Source organism: Pseudolactococcus plantarum (assembly GCF_002441715.1).
In the GTDB taxonomy this organism is placed as follows: Bacteria; Bacillota; Bacilli; order Lactobacillales; family Streptococcaceae; genus Pseudolactococcus; species Pseudolactococcus plantarum.
This window is the reverse complement of sequence record NZ_JXJX01000013.1, coordinates 1-21,099: the sequence shown is the minus strand read 5'-3', so window position 1 is coordinate 21,099 and position 21,099 is coordinate 1. Positions and strand designations below refer to the sequence as shown.

The 21,099-nt window shown below is 37.3% G+C and carries 21 protein-coding genes; 1 reads left to right on the top strand and 20 read right to left on the bottom strand.

What is annotated here, in order from left to right; all coding sequences use genetic code 11:
* Positions 1 to 183 precede the first annotated feature (183 nt).
* From rplS to RU87_RS08530, 20 genes are all read right to left on the bottom strand, one after another.
* The gene (rplS, locus tag RU87_RS08625; RefSeq protein WP_047915332.1) at positions 184 to 531 is read right to left on the bottom strand and encodes a 50S ribosomal protein L19; all 348 of its coding nucleotides are present in this window, start codon (positions 529 to 531) and stop codon (positions 184 to 186) included.
* A 269-nt stretch (positions 532 to 800) separates the two neighbouring features.
* The gene (locus tag RU87_RS08620; RefSeq protein ID WP_068164626.1) at positions 801 to 2,105 is read right to left on the bottom strand and encodes an FAD-binding oxidoreductase; all 1,305 of its coding nucleotides are present in this window, start codon (positions 2,103 to 2,105) and stop codon (positions 801 to 803) included.
* 305 nt (positions 2,106 to 2,410) lie between these two features.
* On the bottom strand, positions 2,411 to 3,403 hold the full coding sequence (gene mraY, locus RU87_RS08615; RefSeq protein ID WP_096835841.1) for a phospho-N-acetylmuramoyl-pentapeptide-transferase: 993 nt from the start codon (positions 3,401 to 3,403) through the stop codon (positions 2,411 to 2,413).
* Between the two features lie 45 nt (positions 3,404 to 3,448).
* Positions 3,449 to 5,728, bottom strand: a complete 2,280-nt coding sequence (locus RU87_RS08610) for a penicillin-binding transpeptidase domain-containing protein (RefSeq protein WP_068164628.1) — start codon at positions 5,726 to 5,728, stop codon at positions 3,449 to 3,451.
* On the bottom strand, positions 5,729 to 6,109 hold the full coding sequence (locus tag RU87_RS08605; RefSeq protein ID WP_068164631.1) for a cell division protein FtsL: 381 nt from the start codon (positions 6,107 to 6,109) through the stop codon (positions 5,729 to 5,731).
* A 93-nt stretch (positions 6,110 to 6,202) separates the two neighbouring features.
* The gene (gene rsmH, locus RU87_RS08600; protein ID WP_068164634.1) at positions 6,203 to 7,150 is read right to left on the bottom strand and encodes a 16S rRNA (cytosine(1402)-N(4))-methyltransferase RsmH; all 948 of its coding nucleotides are present in this window, start codon (positions 7,148 to 7,150) and stop codon (positions 6,203 to 6,205) included.
* Between the two features lie 156 nt (positions 7,151 to 7,306).
* Positions 7,307 to 8,548: a glutamate-5-semialdehyde dehydrogenase gene (locus RU87_RS08595; protein ID WP_068164636.1), complete on the bottom strand. Its 1,242-nt coding sequence runs from the start codon at positions 8,546 to 8,548 to the stop codon at positions 7,307 to 7,309.
* 14 nt (positions 8,549 to 8,562) lie between these two features.
* Entirely contained in the window at positions 8,563 to 9,732 is a 1,170-nt protein-coding gene (locus RU87_RS08590; protein ID WP_068164640.1) for a peptidoglycan bridge formation glycyltransferase FemA/FemB family protein, read from the bottom strand.
* A gap of 17 nt (positions 9,733 to 9,749) precedes the next feature.
* The gene (locus RU87_RS08585; RefSeq protein WP_068164642.1) at positions 9,750 to 10,967 is read right to left on the bottom strand and encodes a peptidoglycan bridge formation glycyltransferase FemA/FemB family protein; all 1,218 of its coding nucleotides are present in this window, start codon (positions 10,965 to 10,967) and stop codon (positions 9,750 to 9,752) included.
* On the bottom strand, positions 10,957 to 11,757 hold the full coding sequence (gene proB / locus RU87_RS08580; protein ID WP_068164646.1) for a glutamate 5-kinase: 801 nt from the start codon (positions 11,755 to 11,757) through the stop codon (positions 10,957 to 10,959). The genes RU87_RS08585 and proB overlap by 11 nt, the downstream gene beginning before the upstream one ends.
* 4 nt (positions 11,758 to 11,761) lie before the next feature.
* A complete protein-coding gene (recN, locus tag RU87_RS08575; protein ID WP_068164649.1) occupies positions 11,762 to 13,429 on the bottom strand; it encodes a DNA repair protein RecN in 1,668 nt (555 codons plus the stop codon).
* An 89-nt stretch (positions 13,430 to 13,518) separates the two neighbouring features.
* Positions 13,519 to 13,953, bottom strand: coding sequence for an arginine repressor (locus RU87_RS08570; RefSeq protein ID WP_068164650.1), 435 nt, complete (start codon positions 13,951 to 13,953; stop codon positions 13,519 to 13,521).
* Entirely contained in the window at positions 13,940 to 14,761 is an 822-nt protein-coding gene (locus tag RU87_RS08565; protein WP_068164653.1) for a TlyA family RNA methyltransferase, read from the bottom strand. Before RU87_RS08565 ends, RU87_RS08570 begins: the two co-directional genes overlap by 14 nt.
* Positions 14,754 to 15,626, bottom strand: a complete 873-nt coding sequence (locus RU87_RS08560; RefSeq protein ID WP_068164656.1) for a polyprenyl synthetase family protein — start codon at positions 15,624 to 15,626, stop codon at positions 14,754 to 14,756. Before RU87_RS08560 ends, RU87_RS08565 begins: the two co-directional genes overlap by 8 nt.
* Entirely contained in the window at positions 15,616 to 15,843 is a 228-nt protein-coding gene (locus RU87_RS08555; protein ID WP_068164659.1) for an exodeoxyribonuclease VII small subunit, read from the bottom strand. The genes RU87_RS08560 and RU87_RS08555 overlap by 11 nt, the downstream gene beginning before the upstream one ends.
* Positions 15,843 to 17,168, bottom strand: a complete 1,326-nt coding sequence (xseA, locus tag RU87_RS08550; RefSeq protein WP_068164663.1) for an exodeoxyribonuclease VII large subunit — start codon at positions 17,166 to 17,168, stop codon at positions 15,843 to 15,845. The genes RU87_RS08555 and xseA overlap by 1 nt, the downstream gene beginning before the upstream one ends.
* Positions 17,169 to 17,343: 175 nt before the next feature.
* Positions 17,344 to 18,192 (bottom strand): bifunctional methylenetetrahydrofolate dehydrogenase/methenyltetrahydrofolate cyclohydrolase, encoded by an 849-nt coding sequence (locus RU87_RS08545; RefSeq protein WP_068164666.1) that lies wholly within the window; start codon positions 18,190 to 18,192, stop codon positions 17,344 to 17,346.
* 102 nt (positions 18,193 to 18,294) lie between these two features.
* A complete protein-coding gene (gene alr, locus RU87_RS08540) occupies positions 18,295 to 19,419 on the bottom strand; it encodes an alanine racemase (RefSeq protein ID WP_068164668.1) in 1,125 nt (374 codons plus the stop codon).
* Between the two features lie 3 nt (positions 19,420 to 19,422).
* Positions 19,423 to 19,788: a holo-ACP synthase gene (acpS, locus tag RU87_RS08535; protein ID WP_068164671.1), complete on the bottom strand. Its 366-nt coding sequence runs from the start codon at positions 19,786 to 19,788 to the stop codon at positions 19,423 to 19,425.
* A 147-nt stretch (positions 19,789 to 19,935) separates the two neighbouring features.
* Complete coding sequence (locus RU87_RS08530) at positions 19,936 to 20,781, bottom strand: family 1 glycosylhydrolase (RefSeq protein WP_068164675.1); 846 nt, start codon at positions 20,779 to 20,781, stop codon at positions 19,936 to 19,938.
* Positions 20,782 to 20,823: 42 nt separating this feature from the next.
* Here RU87_RS08530 and RU87_RS09770 point away from each other — a divergent pair.
* Positions 20,824 to 21,099, top strand: a 276-nt coding sequence (locus RU87_RS09770; protein WP_208611606.1) for a hypothetical protein, incomplete at its 3' end; no start/stop codon positions are given.

Genomic DNA, 21,099 nt, shown 5'->3' with positions numbered 1-21,099 from the left:
AACAATTACAATCAAAAAGATCAAAAAAACTATTAGCGTTTCTCTAGTAGTTTTTTTTTAAACTCAAAAAAAACTCGCCCACTTTTCGCCCCCTTTTACAAGGATATGCATTTTATGTACCACTCACACCATTTCCAAGACATAAGAAAAACCCTTATAAGATAAGGGTTTAACATCGATATATTAACGACGGATTTCTTTGATACGAGCTGCTTTACCTTGTAGTGCACGGAGGTAATAAAGTTTAGCACGACGTACTTTACCGTAACGGATAACTTCGATTTTTTCAACACGTGGTGTGTGGATTGGGAAGATACGTTCAACACCAACACCGTTTGAAATTTTACGAACTGTGTAAGTTTCTGAGATGCCTTGACCTTTACGGGCAATAACAACACCTTCAAAAAGCTGGATACGTTCGCGCGTTCCTTCGACAACTTTAGCGTGAACACGCACAGAGTCACCAGGACGGAATGCAGGGATGTCGCTGCGAAGTTGACCTTCATTGATTGCTTCGATTAATGGATTCATTATTTTTCTCCTATTCTACTCATCTTAAAACTTACCGTAGTATTCGTGTCCTTGACACATGTCCCAGCGGATGAGCGGTTTGTATGCGTCCATTACGCACTTAAATAGTATATCAGAAACTCATCAACTATTCAAGAGGTTTTGGATTAAAAATTCAACCAAACTGCAGACGGCGTGATTGATTAAGTAATACGCATATCCTTAATCTCTGATCTGAATATTCGTCTATAAGACTATTTTATCCTTGTAGATGATTCGCATATCTTCACTTATAAATCAAAAATCTTCCCTGGATTTAACAAATTCTCTGGATCTAGAGCTTTCTTGATCGCTTTCATGGTAGAAAGCTCTGCTTTAGCAATATATTTTTCAAAATAAGGTTTTTTTAAAATACCGATCCCATGTTCTGCAGAGGGTTTCCCACCTACTTTTGCGATGAGTGCATAAAGTTGATCTAAGTAGTGACTTAGTTTCACTTCCCACTCATCATCGCTGAGATTTCCTTTGATAATATTGGCATGAATATTACCATCTCCAGCGTGTCCAAAGAAGACGGCTGACAGACCTTCTGCGACAGCTAGTGCTTTAAGCTCAATAATCGTTGGCGCGATTTTATTAACTGGGACTACCACATCTAACGGCTCTTGTAAGCTCTCTTGTTCAACACTTGAGACGATAGCACCTCGAAGTTGCCACATTGTTTGTCTAGTTACGTCATCTATTAATACTAAGGCATATGGGCTCAACGTCTTCAGATAAGCTATCTCTACATCTAACTGCTCGGCTACATTTCCATCTAAAGTAATCAGTAGAAAAGCTTGTCCATCAATATCTGGAAAAGTCAACTGTAGCCCACGCTCCGAATAAGCTATACTGTCACGCTCAAAAAATTCTAATGTTGCTGGAACCAGACCACTTGACAAAATCGTGAAAATATTAGGAGATAGCTGTGTTAGGTCATCAAAGCCTAACAGAATCTCACGTTGGTATCTTGGTTTAGGCTGAATTTTCAAATCAAGTTCTGTGATCACGCCTAAGGTACCTTCACTACCAATAAAAACATCTTTAAGATCATAACCTGAACTATCTTTACGGTTAATAGAGCCTACTTGCATGGCTTGTCCATCTGCTAATAGCACACGCATAGCACGGATATTATCACGTGTTACACCATACTTAACAGCTCTCATCCCACCAGCATTCGTTGCTGCATTACCACCGATACTTGCCGCTTTACTACCTGGATCAGGTGCATAAAAAAATGGCGTATCTGACAAAAATTCAGCTATTTGTGCAATCGTAACGCCTGCCTCAACGGTGAGCGTTAATGTCTCAGTATCTAGACTAATAATGCGATTGAGTTTTTCTAAACTCATCAGCACTTGATTGTTATCCGGAAATGTTGCACCTGAAAGACCAGTATGTCCGCCGATAGTAATCAACTGTTGTTTATTTTGATGAATCATCTCCACAATTGATTTTACTTCGTCAAGAGTACTAGGGAAATAGATAGCACTCGCCTGCCCCAACTCACCAGTCACACGATTTGTTAAATATTTTTTCGAAATGCTCATTCTTATCTACTTTCTTCATTATATCTCAGCTATTAGTTAGATTAGCTATTAAATACTTGGCTATTATAATACCAACTTATACTGATATGTGCCATTCATCCAAACGCTTGCCTACTAAGTTGACTTGATACCCAATACGTTTTTAAACGCATGCTTTAGCTTCAAACAACTTAGTCAGTTGTGATTATTATATCATAGATGAGATAATTTCATAATATAAAAGTGCTTTGATAAGACAAGTAACTTGAGATCATAAAAACGTGTGAGCCAAAGGCTTCACACGTTTTTATAATAGGTTATTGCTGCTATATGCACATAAAGTAAATGATAAGTGCTATGATTGATCCTACTAATGAGATAGACCAGAAGAAAGCATCTACTTGCCACTCAGACCAAGGGTTACCTTTTCCAGTCAAGCCGCCAAGTTCAAAATGATGATGAACAGGTGTCATTCTGAAAATTCGTTTGCCATGTGTGAGTTTAAAATAAGAGACTTGTAACATCACACTGACCGTTTCAAAAACGTACACAATACCAATTAATAATAAAGTCCACTCCGCATTCAAAAGAATCGAGATGATCCCTAGTAAACCACCAAGAGCTAGACTACCAACGTCACCCATAAATATTTTTGCTGGTTTATGATTAAAGATGAAGAAGGCAAGTAAACTAGCAATAATCGTCACAATGAGTAATAAAATATCAAACTGACTTTGATAGGCTGCTATAATACCATAGGCAATTAACGAAATGACAACTGAAATCGTCGCTAAGCCATCGATACCATCCGTCAGATTCACAGCATTTGAAAAGCCAACTAACCAAAATATGACAAAGACAATGAAAAACCAACCCAAATTAAACTCAATACCAACGATATGTAGTAAATTACTACCACCCTCATGCAGATAGATAAGATAGGCGATCACACCAGTTACGATTTGTGCTAACATTTTTTGTACGCTAGTCAGTCCCTGATTGATTTGGCGAAAAATTTTCAAAAAATCGTCTAAGAACCCAACAATAGCAAACATAGCAAAAACAAACCAGATAATAATGAAATTAGAGGTCAACTCGCCTAAAAATATCGCAAATAAGAGCGAAATAATCAAACTAGCACAAACAAATACAAAGCCACCCATGGTAGGGGTACCAGCTTTTGCTGCATGTTGTTTAACATCTTCATGCATCTGTTGTCCACCAATTTTTGCTTTATGAAAAAATTGTATAAAATATGGAATGGAAAATAGTGTCACAACAAAGCACACAATTCCAGCAATAAGTAATTGTAATATCATAGTTAATTTCCGTTAATCTTTATAAAGTTTTAACCTAAGTAAGCGTTACTTAAGTGTCACCGTCAGTTTTTGATTCTTCTTGAGGTCTTGATTCGCCTTAATACTTTGATCTGTAACTTGACCTTTTTCAGACCCTTTATAGGTAATCGTCACACCCGTCCATTTGGCAAACGTTTCAACGTCTTCTTTAGACCAATCATCCATATCAGGCATGACAGTTTTACCACCTGTATATAGGAGCACACGTTTATTAGCACCTAACTTGGTACCAGCTGAAATAGCTTGATCTTTAATGACAGTGCCTGATCCAATCACAACTGGTTGTAATATCTCTTGACGTAATAAGTTAACAGTACTATTAACTGGCTTACCAGTGTAATCTTTCATATCAACTTTTAATTCATTTGTAGGCTGTTCTTGTGATGCATCTATCTCTGACTTAAGCTCGTAAGCTCTTTCCAATAAAGGATTTGCAACATCCGAGATAAAAGATAGTGACCAGTGTTGTGGTAACTTAACTGTCATGTAGAAAATATAGTCCGGATTTGTAGATGGCACCATTGCAACCGCAGAATAAAGATAAGCAGTCGTTCCTACATAGTAACCACCAGTTGGGTTGGCTACCTGTGCAGTACCTGTCTTAACTGACACTTCTTTATCCCCAACACGGAAATAGGGTTGTGCATTTGTCCAGTCATAAGCTGTTCCGTTGACATTATCAGTCCCGACACTCACCATATATTTTAATACTGAATCTGCAGTCTTTTTACTAATTGGTTGACCAACAATTTCCGGTTTTGCGATACGTTGTGAATCAACACTTGCTATTTTAGAAATAAAATGTGGCTCTAACATTTTACCACCGTTGGCTACTGCAGAAAATCCTCGTAACATCTGTGTCTCAGTAACAGATATACCTTGACCAAAGGCAGAGTTAACCTGAGAAACAATATTATCATCTGGTAGCTTGCCTAGCGCTTCTCCACCAAGACCCATCAGGGTTGGTTTACCAAATTTAAACCGGTTAAGATAGTCACCCCAGACCTTATCTCCCATAGCCATCTGTAGTTTTGACATTCCTACGTTTGAGGAATGTGAGAATCCTTGTGGATATGTAAAGATAAAACCGTTAGGATGATCACTAACATCCCAGTCACCAATTGTTGCACCACCGACTGTTATTGGCGCACTTGAATAGGTTGCATTTGGATCAAATGTACCGTTTTCAATAGCTGCTGACATGGTAAACAGTTTAAAGGTTGATCCTGGTTCATACATGGCTTGGTAAAGTAAATTACTTTGCTGGTTTAGATTTTGTTTATCTGAAACTTTATCATTTTTAGGCCCAATAACTGTTTGCGTTGAAGGATTAAAAGTTGGTCGTTGCGTAGTCGCTAAAATTTCTCCTGTATCTGCTTTAACCAGTGTCCCAACTAGTTCAGGTGCCCCTGATTTTTGCATCGCCTCATCCATCAAAGTCTCGAGATAAGTTTGCAGTTTAGAATCAAGTGTCGTATAAACATCCTGACCATCTTTTGCAGGTTTTGTTGATTTTGCAATCCCTTGCAAGGTTTGACCATTTTTATTTTTTTCTAATGTTTCAACACCATTTTGCCCAGACAATACACCATCTAATGACGCTTCTATCCCAAACTGGCCGATCAACCCTTTAGTATCGTCATCACCATCTTTAAGTCCCGCTAACCCAATAAAATTAGAGGCGAAGTTACCAGTATAAGAGCGTGCAAGATGGGAAAGAAAACCAATGCCTTGTATATTTTTTTCTTTAATCGCTTTTTCAATTGCTTCTTTCGTGGCAAATGAAATATGCTTCCCTTTAGTGCCAAATTCAACTTGACTTAATTTTGGTGTCGTCAGCTGATCTTTAGTATATTTAGGATCAATACCTAGTTGATCTTTAAAAATACTAGCGATCGTATCAAAATCACTTGCGCTAGCATATAATTTCTTACCTTCAGCTGATACGTAGTTTTTATCTAAAATGACATAGATAGAGTAATCACTAGAGTCAGTCGCAATAGGCACACCTTGTCTATCAAAAATAGTCCCACGTTTCGCATAAATCGTAGTCGTTTCAGAATAATTTGCTTTAGCTAATGTGGACAGTTTGACCCCATTAGTAGAATCTGTAACTGTAATCCATGAAAATCTAACAAGAAAAACCGTAAACACTATGATTACGAGAAATAAAATATCCTGCGCAATCCGTTTACGGTTGGCTTGAGGGCTTAAATGCGTTTTTGATGCATTAATTGCAACTTTTTTAAAAGGAAAGGTTACAATGTTTCTTAAAAATTTTATCATTTATTCACTAGCCTTCATTACATTGTTCGGGTTAGACTTAATCCCATTATCATTTGCCTGTTTTGTGACGCGGTCACTACCCATCAGTTCATTAATTTTTTGATCATATGTCTTAATCTGATCTTGTTTATCTGACACTTTCGACTGAATATCTAAGGTATCTTGTTCGACTTCAATAATCTTAGTCCTGACATATACCATAGCAATTGACAGCATAATCACAGAAAATACGATAGAAAGGTAAAAACATTTTTCGACAAAGATCAAATTACGAAACTTACGTTTAAACAAGTCTGGTGCAATAGAATCTGCAGCAATATTAAAGCTACCATTTTTATTAGCAGTTTTAATATCAAAATATTTTTTTGGTTTCGCAGCCATATGTTGTCCTTTCTATCTATATATTAATGTATCTCATGAGACGACTGTCATGACTAAAACAACTATCGTGTTCGCTACCGAATATAGTCAACTCTAATTTTTTTGTGCAACTCTAAGTTTTGCTGAATGTGCACGATTATTATCAGCTAATTCATCTTGTGTTGCGATGATTGGTTTTCGATTCACCAAAGTTAACAATGGCTTCATATCATCAGGTACCATCGGTAGTCCTCTTGGAATATCGACAGTCGAATATTCTTTAAATAAAGATTTCGTTAGCTTATCTTCCAACGAATGAAAAGTAATCACTGAAATTCTACCATCTTTTTTCAACATATGAATAGCTGCTTCGATAGATTCTGCGGCAGCACCCAACTCATCGTTTACTTCGATACGGATGGCTTGGAAAATACGTTTAGCTGGATGGCCTTTTTTCTTTAATTCTTTTTGAGGCAGCGCTGATTTGATAACTTCAGCTAGTGCTAAAGTCGTATCAATAGGCGAAACTGCCCTAACTTGTTCAATTTTTCTGGCAATTTGTTTAGAGAACTTCTCTTCACCATAGCGACTGAAAATCCTCATCAAATCATTAAAGGCATAGGTATTCACAACATCATGTGCCGTCAATTGCTGAGATTGGTCCATACGCATGTCTAATCTCGCATCTTTTTTATATGAGAAACCACGTTGGCTATCATCAAATTGCGGACTAGACACACCTAAATCATAAATAATGCCATCGAATTCGGTAATATCTAATGCTTCTAAGGATTCTCTTAGATGTCGAAAGTTATTTTTTATCAAGGTGACGCGACCGTCAGCTATCTGTGTTTTTAATCTAATTTTAGCATTTAAATGAGCTGTCTCATCTTGGTCAAATGCATAGAGATGACCGGTTGTGAGCTTGCTTAGCAGATACTCACTATGACCTGCTCCCCCAAGTGTGGCATCAATATAGATCCCATCAGGTTTAACTTCAAGCATATCAACGGTTTCATGAAGTAGAACAGTATCGTGCTTAAAAGTTGTTTGTTCTAACATATTGGATCACTTTCTAAATAGGGGGATTACTGACTCATTCAAACACCCTTTATTATAACAAAAAAATCTAGTAATTTCTAGATTTTTAAGGAAATGTAATATTAAGTTGGGATAGGTAACAGATAACTTATGTTTTGAAATACCACTTTCAAAGGATTAGTTTCTAGTTTGACCTGTTCCATTTATGAGATATTTGTAAGAAGTCAGTGCTTCCAATCCCATTGGTCCTCTGGCATGTAATTTCTGAGTTGAAATACCAATTTCTGCACCAAATCCAAAGACGAACCCATCTGTAAATCTTGTTGATGCATTCACATAAACAGCAGCAGCATCAATCTCAGCTTGAAATTGTTCTGCACGCGCAATATTATTTGTAATGATACTCTCAGAATGTTTCGTGCTATAACGGTTAATATGTGCAATCGCTTGGTCTATATCAGACACAACTTTTACTGACATGATGTAGTCCAGATATTCTGTCGCAAAGTCCTCTTCTGTTGCTTTAGTACCTGTCATTAAGGTTTGAGCAATTTCATCTAGACGAAACTCCACAGGTTGTACAGCATTGATAGCTGCTTGTAATTTTGGTAAAAAAGTTGCAGCAACTTTTTCATGCACAACCAAACTCTCAGCAGCATTACATACACTTGGTCTTTGCGTTTTCGCATTAATGACAATCTTTGTCGCCATCTCTAAATCAGCAAATTCATCTACATATATTGTCACATTACCACTACCTGTTTCGATGATTGGGACACGAGACTGTTCTTTAACCGTTTTGATTAGGCCAGCGCCACCTCGTGGAATCAAAACATCGAGATATTGTGTGGCAACCATCATGTCTCTAGCTACTTCGTGACTAGTATCTGTGACTAAGCCAACAGCATCTTCTGTAATATTTTGAGCCTTTAAGGTCGCTTTCATAACACTAACTAACGCTTTATTTGAATTAATGGCATCTTTACCACCACGTAAAATCACAGCATTGTTAGTTTTAAAGCAAAGTGTGAATGCGTCAACTGATACATTAGGACGGCTTTCAAAAATCATACCTACGACGCCTAGTGGCACACGTGTTTGAAGAATTTTTAAGCCATCAAGGTTCGTAAAGCCATCGATTACTTTACCTACAGGATCTGCTAGCGTGACAACTTGCTTAATGCCTTCAGCAATATCAATGATACGTTGCGGCGTGAGTCTCAGACGATCAATCATCACATCGTCGATACCATTATCTTTTGCATGTGTTAAATCTTTACTATTTTCTTCAACTAAAAACGGTGTTTGATCAACTAGTGCTTGGGCCAATGCATTAAGAAATGTATTTTTTTCAACAGTAGAGAGTTTGGCTAACTCGATAGATGCTTTTTTTGCTTGTTTTCCTAATAAATCGATCATCTGACTACCTCACTTTATTTTTTATGCTTACGACGATTGTAGGCTAAATTACTTAATTTATATAATAAACCATTCACTGGGATATTAAATTCCCCGATATATTCTTCAATTTGAGGATTAAAATGCTTTTTAAATCTCAATAACCCATCATCTTTTGATAATGAATTTTCGACTCCTCCCATATTGACTGTTCGTGCCCCTTTATTAAATGCAGTATTAATTGTTTCATACCAAGTAAGGTAAGAGGGGTAATATTTTTGGAAAGTTATATCTGTGCCTCCATAGAGCGTTTCTGCTGCCCCACCAGAATTAATACATAATTCACATGATGCAGGTACAACTTCTCCATGTTCCTTAATAATAGTAGAAAGTTCACTAATATTTTTTTGGATGTTTTCAATTTCTAAATTGACTGCTTTCAATTTTTTATTATTCGTGATTTTATCAATATCATTTGATATTTTCATTAAATCAGCCTGATAATTTGATAAAAGTTTTCCCAAATTAATTCTGGTAAGCGTAATGAAAGCATCTTGCGGATACTGCTCAAGCAATTTTTGATAATACTCTGCATTTCTGAGACTAATATCTTTGCGAATCTCTGTTTTTCTCATTAACTCACAAAATTCAGGGATCAAAGAGATACTACCGATTTCAACAATTGGTTCTGATCTTTTTGCCTTGTTTAAAAATTGCCTTGTCTTTTTACTCAAATTATCTTCAGAAAAATCTTCTTTATAGATGACTGCATTAAAACGTGGTTGAATTGTATCGCTCATATTTTTAGTTAAGCCTAACCAATCAGCGCCAACTTGTTTTAAATTACTGATAACAGGCTCTGATGATTCAACCAAAATTGCCGGGTCAATTTTAATAAATAGAGCATGATCTTTCTTAGCAAATTTTTTAAATTCTTTAAAAAAGAAGCCTACCAAATCCTGGTTATGATAATCCATTATCGGGCCACGCGGTGCATAATACATAGTAAAGCCTAAAGGCAATGTCTTGATTAAGACTAAAGACGAGGCAATAAGCTCATCATCATCGTTAGTGACACCAACAATTTTTGATGACCAGTTGTCTTTTACTTTTGCCCAAGTGCTTGATTGTAATAAATGATTAAGCGGACTTTGTTTGACGAATTCGTCATGTGCTTGTGCTGTTACGTTTGTAATAAATTTCATGATTGGATGACTACTTTCTAACGCTTGATGATTAATTTTAAAATTTTTGTCATCTTGTTTAACATCGGCTTAACAACCAACTCATAGTTACCTGAGGATTGCCAAATATAGCCCTTAAAATTTTGCTTAAACTTCAAAACACCCTGATCAGGATTATCTGGTGCGTTAACGCCCATAAATTGATACTGATTAATTTGGTGGTTATAGGCATAGTTTAACATATAATCTTGAATCAAGAAAGGGGCTGAAAATTCTCTAAAGTCATCATACATCCCACTAAACATATAGATAACTTCATTTGGCATGATGAAAAATTGTGCTGCTGCTAAGATAACATCTCGATCACCATAAGTTGTAGCTAACCTTTTTAGTTCAACATTAAATTTATCAAGTCGAGAAACTCTTTGATTTAGCGTATCGATACTCTTTTTCTTATTTTGAGCTTTTGCTTGTTCAATCTCTTGATAAACGTCATTAAGTGCCAGCTGATTAGCCTCATATTCAGTTTTAAAATTAATCTTAGCTAAAACAAATTTCACTTGATCGCCGAATGCCTGATAAACTGCCTGATAATAGGCTAAATCTCGTGTCGAAAACTGTCTGCGTTCACCAGCTTCATCAACAACTTTTTTGAAATCAGCTAACTCGTCGTATGTTGCTTCATAGATTTTGATGCCTTGTTTTCTGGCTTTCTTAATCGTTTGAAGGCCGTTTTTCTTATATGATTTTTCAAGTTTAGCAAAATTTTCAAAACCCGTCAAGTCCTTGCTATAATTGAAATTAAAGCCTTTTTCAAAGTCACTCAAACTCGCTTTTGAAAATCCTAGTTGACCATAAAACGCATCTAACTCTTGGTTGAATACTGCTACTTTTTCCCAATTATCATCATACTGTTCAATCATTTGATTAGAATGAACAATTAATTTCAAGACCCCTTGTTTTTTCAAGGTAGCTTTAGCACCAGAAATAAGTAGGGTATTATCAGTAGCAGTTTTTGAATAGTAAGGATTACCATGTGCTTCTGCTAAATAACCAAATCTAACTTTAGCAAGCGTGACAAGCATGGCGGCTACGATGACTTGATTGCGCTTAACCGCAAAGTAAAACGGTTGATGTCCAATAGCTGCTTGTAAATCACCAAATGCTTTTGTTTGTTGGAAATGAATGTCTTCACGCCTCGCCACAAATTCAGCAAACTCAGCTGATGTGATGACGACAAATTGACTATTGTCCAAAATAGGTCCCTTTCTTTTTAGCAGATATAATGTCTCTAATTTCAAAAATTCTAGCACCGTTTGTTAAAACCATTTGCTTATTCGCATCAAAAATGATTTTAGCAGCTTCTAATTTACTGGTCATACCACCAGTACCGAATCGACTGCCCGCACCTCCAGCTGATTTCATAAGTGTATCAGTAATTTCTGACACGCTATCAATCAACTGAGCATCATCAAAGATCGTCGGATTTTTGTCATATAAGCCATCAATATCTGATAACATAATCAGCAAGTCTGCATCTGATATTGTCGTGACGATTGCACCTAATCTATCATTATCACCGAATTTAGTTCGATGGTCCATTTCATCAACACTGACGGCATCATTTTCATTAATGATTGGAATAATCCCTAATCCTAAAATCGCATTCAGTGCTTCAGTCGCATTTTTACGACTCTCCGGAAAAGCAATGACATCATTGGTTAACAAAAGCTGTGATACTTTTTGCTGATAACGACCAAATATTTGATTATATAGACTGATCAACTCGACTTGTCCGATAGCTGCTAAAGCTTGTTGCTGTGCGATCTCAGATGGTCGTCTTGTCATACCTAGAACATTTAGCCCAACACCAATCGCACCAGAGGTTACCAAAATAATTTCATAACCTTCATGTTGTAAACTTGATAAGGTAAAAGCAAGTTCATCGATATTTTTCAGATTTATTTTTCCGTTGTCTAAAATAAGACTTGACGTGCCTATTTTGATTACGATTCTTTTAGCTGTTTTTAAATTTTCTCGGTTCATCTTTTTATTTTTCTAATAGTTTTTCTGCTTGTGCCAGTGCTTCAGGTGTAATAGCATCACCCGCAAGCATCTTAGCCACTTCAATTGTTCGTTCTTTTAGTGTTAATTTTTTAACGTTTGAGGTTGTTCTATCAGCCTCTTGTATCTTGTCGATATGGTACTGTACATCAGCTATCGCAACAACCTGTGGTAAATGTGAAATACACAGCACCTGGCCACTTTGAGAAATCTTATGTATCTTATTTGCGATGGCTTGTGCGACACGACCTGATACGCCAGTATCTACTTCATCAAATACGATGGACGTTTTATTCTCTCGTCTTGCAAAACTTGACTTAATCGCAAGCATTATCCGACTTAACTCGCCACCAGAAGCTGTTTTGGCTAATGGTTTAAAGCCTTCTCCAGGATTGGTTTGAATAAAAAATTCAACATGCTGATTGCCATTACCAGAAAATTTTGCCGGTTCAAACATCACTTTAAAATCAGCTTTTTCCATGTAAAGATCAGCCAGTTCTAACTTAACATCTTTTACTAAGCGCTCAGCCAGCTCACGCCTAGCTTTAGCTAAAGCATCTGCTTGTTCGATCAATACGCGTTCAGCCGCTTTAAAAGTCGACTCTAGCGTTTCTGATCCCTTGTCATCTCCAGTTAGTCTAGCAAGTTCTTTTTGACAATTATCTAAGTAGTTTAGCACATCAGATAGCTCTGGACCATATTTTTTCTTTAATGTCGTCAAAACAGAAATACGATCTTCAATCAACGTCAACTCAGAAGGATTGAATTCTAAATCATCAATTCGTTTTTCTAGATCTGCTGCCACGTCCTCTAATAAATAATAGGCATCCGCTATCTTTTCAGCCAACTTAGCATATGTGTCTTCATCAAAACGACTTACTGATTCTAGTTCATTCATGGCATTTCTAACCATGGATAAACTGGCATTATCAGCTGTATCATCATCTAATGCGTAGTAAGCCGCGTTAAGATGACCTACTATCTGATTAGCATGCGTTAGTTGGTCACGTTTTTTAAAAATACCTGCATCGCTCACTAAGTCGATATCCGCAGCAGCTATCTCATCGATTTGAAAAGTTAACACATCGATACGCTGGGCGAACTCTGCTTGATTTTTTTTGACAGTGACTAACTTTTGACGCAGTGTTTTATACTCAGAAAACGCTGTTTTATATGCGTCCTTAGTCTTCAAAAATGCTTTATCGCCAAATTCATCTAACATAGCCAGATGATGTGCTGAATTCATTAATTCTTGATGATCATGTTGCCCATGAATATCAACTAATAATCTGCCTATCGCCTGTAAACTAGATAAGGGCGTCATCATGCCATTAATGCGACAAGATGATCTGCCATTTGCAAAAATCTCTCGACGTAAAATTAATTCTCCTGTGCTTTCAAGACCAAGCGTTGACAAGTGTTGTGCAATCTCAGGACTATCTTTATAAAAAAATAAGCCTTCTAGCTCAGCCTTATCCGCACCATGACGCACAAAAGCCGTCTGTGCACGAGAGCCCAACAAGAGATTCATGGCATCGATGATAATTGATTTCCCAGCTCCCGTTTCACCCGTCAATATGGTCATGCCTTGATCAAATTGCATGGCAATCGTATCAATGATGGCAAAATTTTTGATTGATATTTCTTGTAACATCGCAACTCCTTTTACAACTATGCATGACCCATATCCTCAGCTAAACGCTATGCAAATCATGACGTCTCTAACAAACTAAAACATCATGCTTAAGTTGATAGTTGATCATATATATGTTTAGCGTAAGCATCAGATAAGGCAATTAATAAAATGGTATCATCATCAGAAAGCACTGTAAAAATTGATGCCTCAAATTGTGATAATAATCTTTTTTTTAGTATCATGGCTGACCCTGGACTCGTTTTAATCGCAAGTTGATTGTCTTGTATCTTAATTTCTTCAACTACTGATTTAAACAAGTCTTCATCAGCATTCGGTAGATAAGTTTCAGGTAAAGCATAACGATAGCCACCATTTTTTGCAGGTGCTTTGATCAATCTCAACTCACGCATATCACGTGATACAGTTGCTTGCGTCACTGCCACCTTTAAATCAAGTAGGGCTGTCACTAAATCATCTTGTGTCATGATGTCATTGTCAACTAATATTTTTTTGATTAATTTAATTCGATCACTTTTTTTCATCTAATTCTCCATGAGCATCATATACGATCTGAGTAATCTCAGGAGTAATATGATCCTCTACTGTTGCTTTTTTGGACAAATGTAGTAAAAATTCAATATTACCATGCCCACCCTTAATCGGTGAACTTGTTAGACCGATAGTAGAAAAACCAATCCCATTAGCCATGTTAACTACATTTTTGATCACAGACTCATGTATCTTAGGATCTTTGACAATCCCATTTTTACCAATCTGTTCACGACCTGCTTCAAACTGAGGTTTGATTAAAGCGATAACATCGCCACCTGTCATTAGAATATCAAATAAAGCTGGCAATATCAAAGACAAGCTAATAAATGATACATCAATAGATGCGAAAGCTGGTAACTCATGTTTAAAGTCCTCAACTTTAGCATATCTAAAGTTGAACTGTTCCATGACTACGACACGCGCATCTTGCCTGATTTTCCATGCTAATTGGTTAGTACCGACATCTACAGCATACACCATTTTAGCCCCATCTTGCAACATCACATCAGTAAAGCCACCAGTAGATGAGCCAATATCAAGCGTTGTTTGATCTCGCACAGTTAAGCCAAAATAGGATAAGGCTCTAGCTAACTTTAACCCACCTCGACTGACATAAGGTAGTTTCTCTCCCTTGATGGCCAGTGCTATCTCATCATTGATTTTTTCTCCAGGTTTATCAAAACGCTCACCATTTTCTGAATTGATGACGATACCTGCCATCACACCGCGTTTTGCTTGTTCACGTGTCTCAAAAAGTCCTTGATTATAAGCTAGGACGTCTACTCGTTCTTTAGTCAATTCGTAATCTTTCAATTTGTTTTAATATAGGCTCACCCTGTAACTGAGTTTTATGTTCGATCTCAGTCAACATCTGACTTGCTATATCTAAATACTCCGTTAAAGCCTGCTTGGCACCATCAAGTCCTAATAGTTTCACATAGGTAGATTTATCCGCAACCACATCTTTACCAGGTGTTTTGCCAATCTCCTCAAACGTTGCTGTCACATCCAAAATATCATCACGAATTTGGAAAGCTTGGCCTACTGCTTCACCTAATTGACGTAATAATGCAACGATCTCGTCATCTTGTTCAGCAATAATTCCTGCCGCAACAAAAGGAAAAGTTAGCATCCTACCAGTTTTTAAGGCGTGAATTTTTTTCAGCTGGTCTACTGTTAACGTATGCTGTTCGCCATCCATATCAAGAACTTGTCCTGCGACCATACCATGACTGCCAGACGCATAAGCTAATTCAGCTACTAAGGCAACAATGACTGATGCGTTTAAGTCCGCACTAGATAGTAATAAATAAGGGTCCAATAACAAAGCATCACCGGCTAAGATAGCTTGTGCTTCACCATATACTTTATGGTTCGTTAATTGTCCTCGGCGAAAATCATCATTATCCATAGCAGGTAAATCATCATGGATTAAAGAGCTCGTATGAATTAATTCTACAGCAGCTGCGACTTTAAAATGTGCCTCACTGATTGGGATACCAAATGCTTGTAAGGTCTCCAATAAAAATAAGGGCCGAATCCTTTTACCACCTGATTGGATAGAATACTGTATGCTTTTTGTCAGATGATCAACTAGCGTATCATCAGCATAAAAGGTATCAAAAACAGCTGTCAAGCCAGATAAAAATTGTTTATTGTCCATCAAATGCTTGCTCTGATCCATCATCGGCCATCACCTTAACTAAGGTTTCTTCTGCTTCTTTTAAGGTTTGCTGTAATGCTTTAGATAGCTTCATTCCTTTTTGAAACTCAGCTATTGCTTCTTCTAAAGGAACATCACCATTTTCGAGACGTTTGACAATATCTTCTAATGCCCCTAGATTATCCTCAAAACTAGCCTGTTGTGCTGTTTTAGTCATTATTTATCTACCTCTACCTTTACTATACCATCTGAAACTTCAATCGCTAATTTTTGCCCGCCTGTCACATCTTTAACCGATTTAACGATTTGTCCCTCATGCGTTCTCACGATTGAGAAGCCACGGTTAATAATTTTGACGGGATCTATCAACGTGAGTTGCTCATATGCGCTATCTGCACGTTGTTTTTGCTGCTCAAGATAACTTGTCATTTTAGCTTGCAATGCCGCAATATCATGATCTAGATTATCCTGCAATAGCGTGACTTTTTGGTTTAACCGTAAACTCGATAATTTCGTCGTTAAGACAGTTTGAGCTTGTTGATGTTTTTGGATATGCTGACGCAACCTGTGACTTAACTCTTGTGTTAGTCGATCTACTTTTTGTAAATAGCTATCATATAAACGCTCGGGTTGTCGAAAGACGACTGATCGTTGTAATCTGCCTAAGCTTTCTTGACGTGTCATAATCGCACGCTGTAGTGTACTTGTCAGTCTTGATTCACTAGTTGTGAGATACTGTAAAATATCTACTTTTGTATTAGGTGTCACAAGTTCTGCTGCTGCAGTAGGTGTTGCAGCACGTCGATCCGCTACATAATCTGCTAACGTTGTATCTGTTTCATGTCCGACTGAAGAAATAATCGGTATTTTTGACTCAAAAATACTTCTAACTACACACTCTTCATTAAAGGCCCACAAATCCTCAATCGACCCACCACCACGACCGATGATTAAGACATCTAAATCAGTACGTAAATTCGCTTCTTTGATGCGACTAGCCACTGCCTCAGCACTACCAATACCTTGTACCTTAGCTGGGAATAGCAAGATTTCTGTCATCGGAAACCTACGATTAATGGTTGTGATGATATCACGAATAACCGCGCCACTTGGACTAGTTATAACCCCAACTTTTCTCGAAAAGGCTGGAATCTGCTGTTTAAAATCAGGATTAAACAGCCCTTCTGCACTTAATTTTTTCTTCAGTTGTTCAAGTTTAACCGCTAAGGCACCTACACCGTCTGGCATCATCTTCTCAACAATGATCGAATAAGAGCCACCAGGTTCATAAAGTTGCACACGACCGACTAGATTGACTTTCATCCCTTCTTCAAGCTCAAAGTCTAATTTAGCAAAAATACCACCCCACATCGTTGCCTGAATGATTGATTTTTCATCTTTTATCGCAAAATATTGGTGCTTAGGACGTCGCCTAAAGTTTGAAATTTCACCTGTTAAAAAGACCCTTTCCAAGTAAGGGTCACGATCAAACTTGGTCTTCAAATATTTAGTTAATGTTGATACACTCAAATATTCTGTCATAGGTCTTATTATATCAAAAAAGTGATTCAGATACCATCTTACCTGCCATCTGAATCAGGAAAGCAAGATATGTCGTTAGCCAGCTGACCAATTACCAAATAAAAAAAAGCACATGGAAAATTCAATGTACTTTTAGCTTTATATTAGCTTAACCTAAGGTCTTACGTTAATCAAGTTATTTATCAAGTGAGCGATTTGCTGTTTCATATGTTTGCTCCATCAACATCGTAATGGTCATAGGACCAACGCCACCAGGAACAGGTGTAATCAAGCTTGCAATCGGTTCAACCTCATCAAATTTCACATCGCCAATGAGTTTACCATTTTCATCACGGTTCATACCCACGTCTATTACAACAGCACCAGGTTTAACAAAATCGGCTGTTACAAAATTACCACGACCAATCGCAACGACTAAGACATCTGCTGTTTTAGCTAAGGCAGCTAAATTTTTTGTCCGTGAATGTGCGATTGTCACCGTTGCATTTTTGTCTAATAACATTTGAGCCATTGGTTTACCAACAATGTTTGAACGACCAATCACTACGGCTGTCTTACCAGTTAAGTCAACACCGTACTCTTCTAACATCACCATGATCCCTGCAGGTGTCGATGGCACCATAACAGGACTACCTGACCATAATAAGCCCATGTTGGTAGGGTGGAAGCCATCAACATCTTTGTCTGGATCAATCGCTAACAATACTTTTTCTTCTGAAATATGATCTGGTAATGGGAGTTGTACCAAAATACCGTGCCATTTTTCATCATGATTGAGTTTGTCAATCAAAGCTAATAAGTCTTGCTCACTGATATCATCTGATAATCGGATAATCTCTGATTTAAAACCAGCTGCTAAAGCACGACGTTCTTTATTTCTGACATACACTTGACTGGCTGGATTTTCTCCTACCAATACAACCACCAAACCAGGTGTGACACCTTTGGCTACTAAATCAGCTACTTTATCTTTTAAAGCAACTGCCATCTTATCTGCTAAAGCTTTTCCATCTATCAAAGTCATTATATTCTCCATCTTCATTCATTATTATGCTATCGTTAACTACGATTTGAACGCAATACTAGGCTTATGATTTTTCATTATCGACATGTACTACATGACCTATCACGTTTCAGATACATCATGATAGCTTCGTTTGACACGATCACTCAGTAAACAAACGACCTCATAGTTAATGGTCCCACGATATGCTGCAACATCATCGACCGTAATCTCTTCATCACCATCACACCCAATAAGGGTTACTTTGGTGCCAATCGGATATCTCTTATCCAGAGCAATCGTGATTTGATCCATCGATACACGACCAACAATAGGGCTTCTTTTCCCATTAACTAGGACGTCAAACCCTTTCATGTTTCGTGTCCAACCATCAGCATACCCAATCGGCACTGTCCCAATCAACGTTGGTTTGTCAGCAACAAATTCTGCACCATACCCGACACTATCACCAGCTGCTATTTCTTTCACATGTGTTAACTCAGAGATTAAAGAAAGTGCTTGTGTGATTTTATATGGCATCTCCAAGACACGACCACTTGGGTTTAGCCCATACATGACATCTCCCAGACGCTCTATATCCTGAACAGTCTCTTTATGCCAGATACCAGCAGCAGAGTTACTTGAGTGAACATAAGTAGGCCTGCGTGTTAGTCCAGCAACTATCGTATCAAACTGCTCTTTTTGGTCTAAAAATTTATCTTGTGATGGTTCATCAGCAGTTGCAAAATGTGTGAAGATACCATTAAAGTTTGCCCCTATCTCATCGGCTAATGCAATAATCGCATTCGCTTCTGCTATTGTTGTGACACCAATACGTCCCATACCACTATCTACTTTGATATGAAAGTTAAAGTGTTCAACCTCAACATCTTCAAGATGTTGTGCAACCAGTTTAAACCAATCCAAAGATGGCACAGTCACAATCAATCTTAGATTAACTGCTATGTGAATATCCTCAGGGACAATACCACTCAGAATCAAGATCGGTTTGATGACACCATGACTCCGAAGTTCAATTGCTTCATCAAGATTTGAGACACAAAATCCAGAAACCAATGTATCAATACTTTCTGACACACTGTCCGCACCATGTCCATAGGCGTTAGCCTTGACAACTGCCCAGATTTCAGTTTCTTTAGCGACATGCTTTTTGAACTGCTTAATATTTTCTTGGATTGCTTGAAGATTAATCACAGCCTTTGTAGGCCGATGTGTACTTGGTTTCATGCTTTATTCACGACTTTCTAAAATAACAAATGCAACAGCTTCTAGATTACTATGACTAATTGAAACGTGTGCCATGCCCCGATCAGAAAACGGATGCCTGATAAATTTAGGTGCCCCTAAAGCGTTGGGTAACACTTCCATATCTTGAAAGGATAGCCCACCACCAATACCTGTACCATAAGCTTTAGCATAAGCTTCTTTTGCAGCCCATCGTCCACCTAAAAATTCAATCTGACGACTGCCAGACAAGGTCGTATATTTAGCAAATTCTTTATCTGTTAAGACACGACTTGCAAATCTTGGATTTCTTGTGACTGCATTTTCAATTCGTGAAAGTTCTATATTATCAACGCCATTGCCATAAATCATATGATTATTATAACACATAAAGAGTTGCTATTGCTACATTGTAGTCTGTTTCAGAAAATATTTTCAGTAGAGATACAAAAAATCATGTATCAGATTAGCTATCTTGATACATGATTTACTCAAAGTGATTTCCAAAGCGTTAGTATCTTACACTATTTCACCGTTTGATGCAATAACGGCTTTGTACCAGTAAAATGAGTTTTTCCTATACCGATCTAGCGTACCCTTGCCTGCATCATCTAAATCTACATATATAAATCCGTAACGTTTACTCATCTGACCAGAGCTAGCAGAAATAAGATCGATACAGCCCCATGTTGTATAGCCGATGAGGCTGACACCATCTAACTCAACCGCCTCTTTCATCGCTTTTATATGTGCACGTAGATAATCAATACGATAGTGATCATCTACGGTACCGTCAGCTAAAAGTTCATCCTTTGCCCCCAGACCATTTTCCACGATAAAGAGTGGCTTTTGATACCGATCCCATAAACTATTTAGCGTAATTCGCAGACCTTGCGGATCAATTTGCCATCCCCATTGCGTGGTTGGCAAATAAGGATTTTTAACTGATGCAAAAAGATTGCCTGCTACATAAGCAGTATCACTTGATTGTTCCGCTTTTGCGACACGACTTTGATAGTTAGAGATTGAAACAAAATCAACTGTATTGTCTCTTAGCAACTCCGTATCACCTGGCTCAAAAGGGATCACGATACCTTCTCGTTCCTGTTTTTTTAGTGCAAAACTAGGATAGTAACCACGCACTTGAACATCTGAGAAAAAGAAAATCTCTCTATTTTTGTCAGCTGCTTCTTGAACATCCAAAGGATTAGCTGAATCAGGATAATATTGACCTGCTGCCAGCATACACCCAATTTGAAAATCAGGATTAATCTCTTTTGCGATTTTTGTTGCTAAAGCACTTAATACAAACAATATTAATATTATGTTAAAATAACTTAGTATCATAATTGTGATATAGTGCATGATTATTGCTACAATAAAAAATGAAGATAGTGAACGGAAATAGTGGCGGAATTAATTTCGAAATTGGGAGAGATATTTAATAATAGAGAACTTGCTGCTGGATTTTGGATAATTGTTGTATTTTTGCTTTCTGTTTTCTCTAAAAATTTTCGTAAGTTTTATAAAGATGTTTTTCCGATACTCTTAAGAAAGAATATTATTATTGCATTCTTGATTGTTATATTTTATTATTGCATAGCAATTCGTATATTGTTTATCTTCGGTTTTTGGGAGTTAAATTTATTAAAAGTGACGTTAAGTCAATTTATTAGAGTCAAA

What these genes read in the sequence shown, in the direction of transcription:
- rplS (WP_047915332.1), bottom strand. Translation starts at nt 531, where the DNA reads ATGAATCCATTAATCGAAGCAATCAATGAAGGTCAACTTCGCAGCGAC.
- RU87_RS08620 (WP_068164626.1), bottom strand. Translation starts at nt 2,105, where the DNA reads ATGAGCATTTCGAAAAAATATTTAACAAATCGTGTGACTGGTGAGTTG.
- mraY (WP_096835841.1), bottom strand. Translation starts at nt 3,403, where the DNA reads ATGATATTACAATTACTTATTGCTGGAATTGTGTGCTTTGTTGTGACA.
- RU87_RS08610 (WP_068164628.1), bottom strand. Translation starts at nt 5,728, where the DNA reads ATGATAAAATTTTTAAGAAACATTGTAACCTTTCCTTTTAAAAAAGTT.
- RU87_RS08605 (WP_068164631.1), bottom strand. Translation starts at nt 6,109, where the DNA reads ATGGCTGCGAAACCAAAAAAATATTTTGATATTAAAACTGCTAATAAA.
- rsmH (WP_068164634.1), bottom strand. Translation starts at nt 7,150, where the DNA reads ATGTTAGAACAAACAACTTTTAAGCACGATACTGTTCTACTTCATGAA.
- RU87_RS08595 (WP_068164636.1), bottom strand. Translation starts at nt 8,548, where the DNA reads ATGATCGATTTATTAGGAAAACAAGCAAAAAAAGCATCTATCGAGTTA.
- RU87_RS08590 (WP_068164640.1), bottom strand. Translation starts at nt 9,732, where the DNA reads ATGAAATTTATTACAAACGTAACAGCACAAGCACATGACGAATTCGTC.
- proB (WP_068164646.1), bottom strand. Translation starts at nt 11,757, where the DNA reads ATGAACCGAGAAAATTTAAAAACAGCTAAAAGAATCGTAATCAAAATA.
- recN (WP_068164649.1), bottom strand. Translation starts at nt 13,429, where the DNA reads ATGTTACAAGAAATATCAATCAAAAATTTTGCCATCATTGATACGATT.
- RU87_RS08570 (WP_068164650.1), bottom strand. Translation starts at nt 13,953, where the DNA reads ATGAAAAAAAGTGATCGAATTAAATTAATCAAAAAAATATTAGTTGAC.
- RU87_RS08560 (WP_068164656.1), bottom strand. Translation starts at nt 15,626, where the DNA reads ATGGACAATAAACAATTTTTATCTGGCTTGACAGCTGTTTTTGATACC.
- RU87_RS08555 (WP_068164659.1), bottom strand. Translation starts at nt 15,843, where the DNA reads ATGACTAAAACAGCACAACAGGCTAGTTTTGAGGATAATCTAGGGGCA.
- xseA (WP_068164663.1), bottom strand. Translation starts at nt 17,168, where the DNA reads ATGACAGAATATTTGAGTGTATCAACATTAACTAAATATTTGAAGACC.
- RU87_RS08545 (WP_068164666.1), bottom strand. Translation starts at nt 18,192, where the DNA reads ATGACTTTGATAGATGGAAAAGCTTTAGCAGATAAGATGGCAGTTGCT.
- alr (WP_068164668.1), bottom strand. Translation starts at nt 19,419, where the DNA reads ATGAAACCAAGTACACATCGGCCTACAAAGGCTGTGATTAATCTTCAA.
- acpS (WP_068164671.1), bottom strand. Translation starts at nt 19,788, where the DNA reads ATGATTTATGGCAATGGCGTTGATAATATAGAACTTTCACGAATTGAA.
- RU87_RS08530 (WP_068164675.1), bottom strand. Translation starts at nt 20,781, where the DNA reads ATGCACTATATCACAATTATGATACTAAGTTATTTTAACATAATATTA.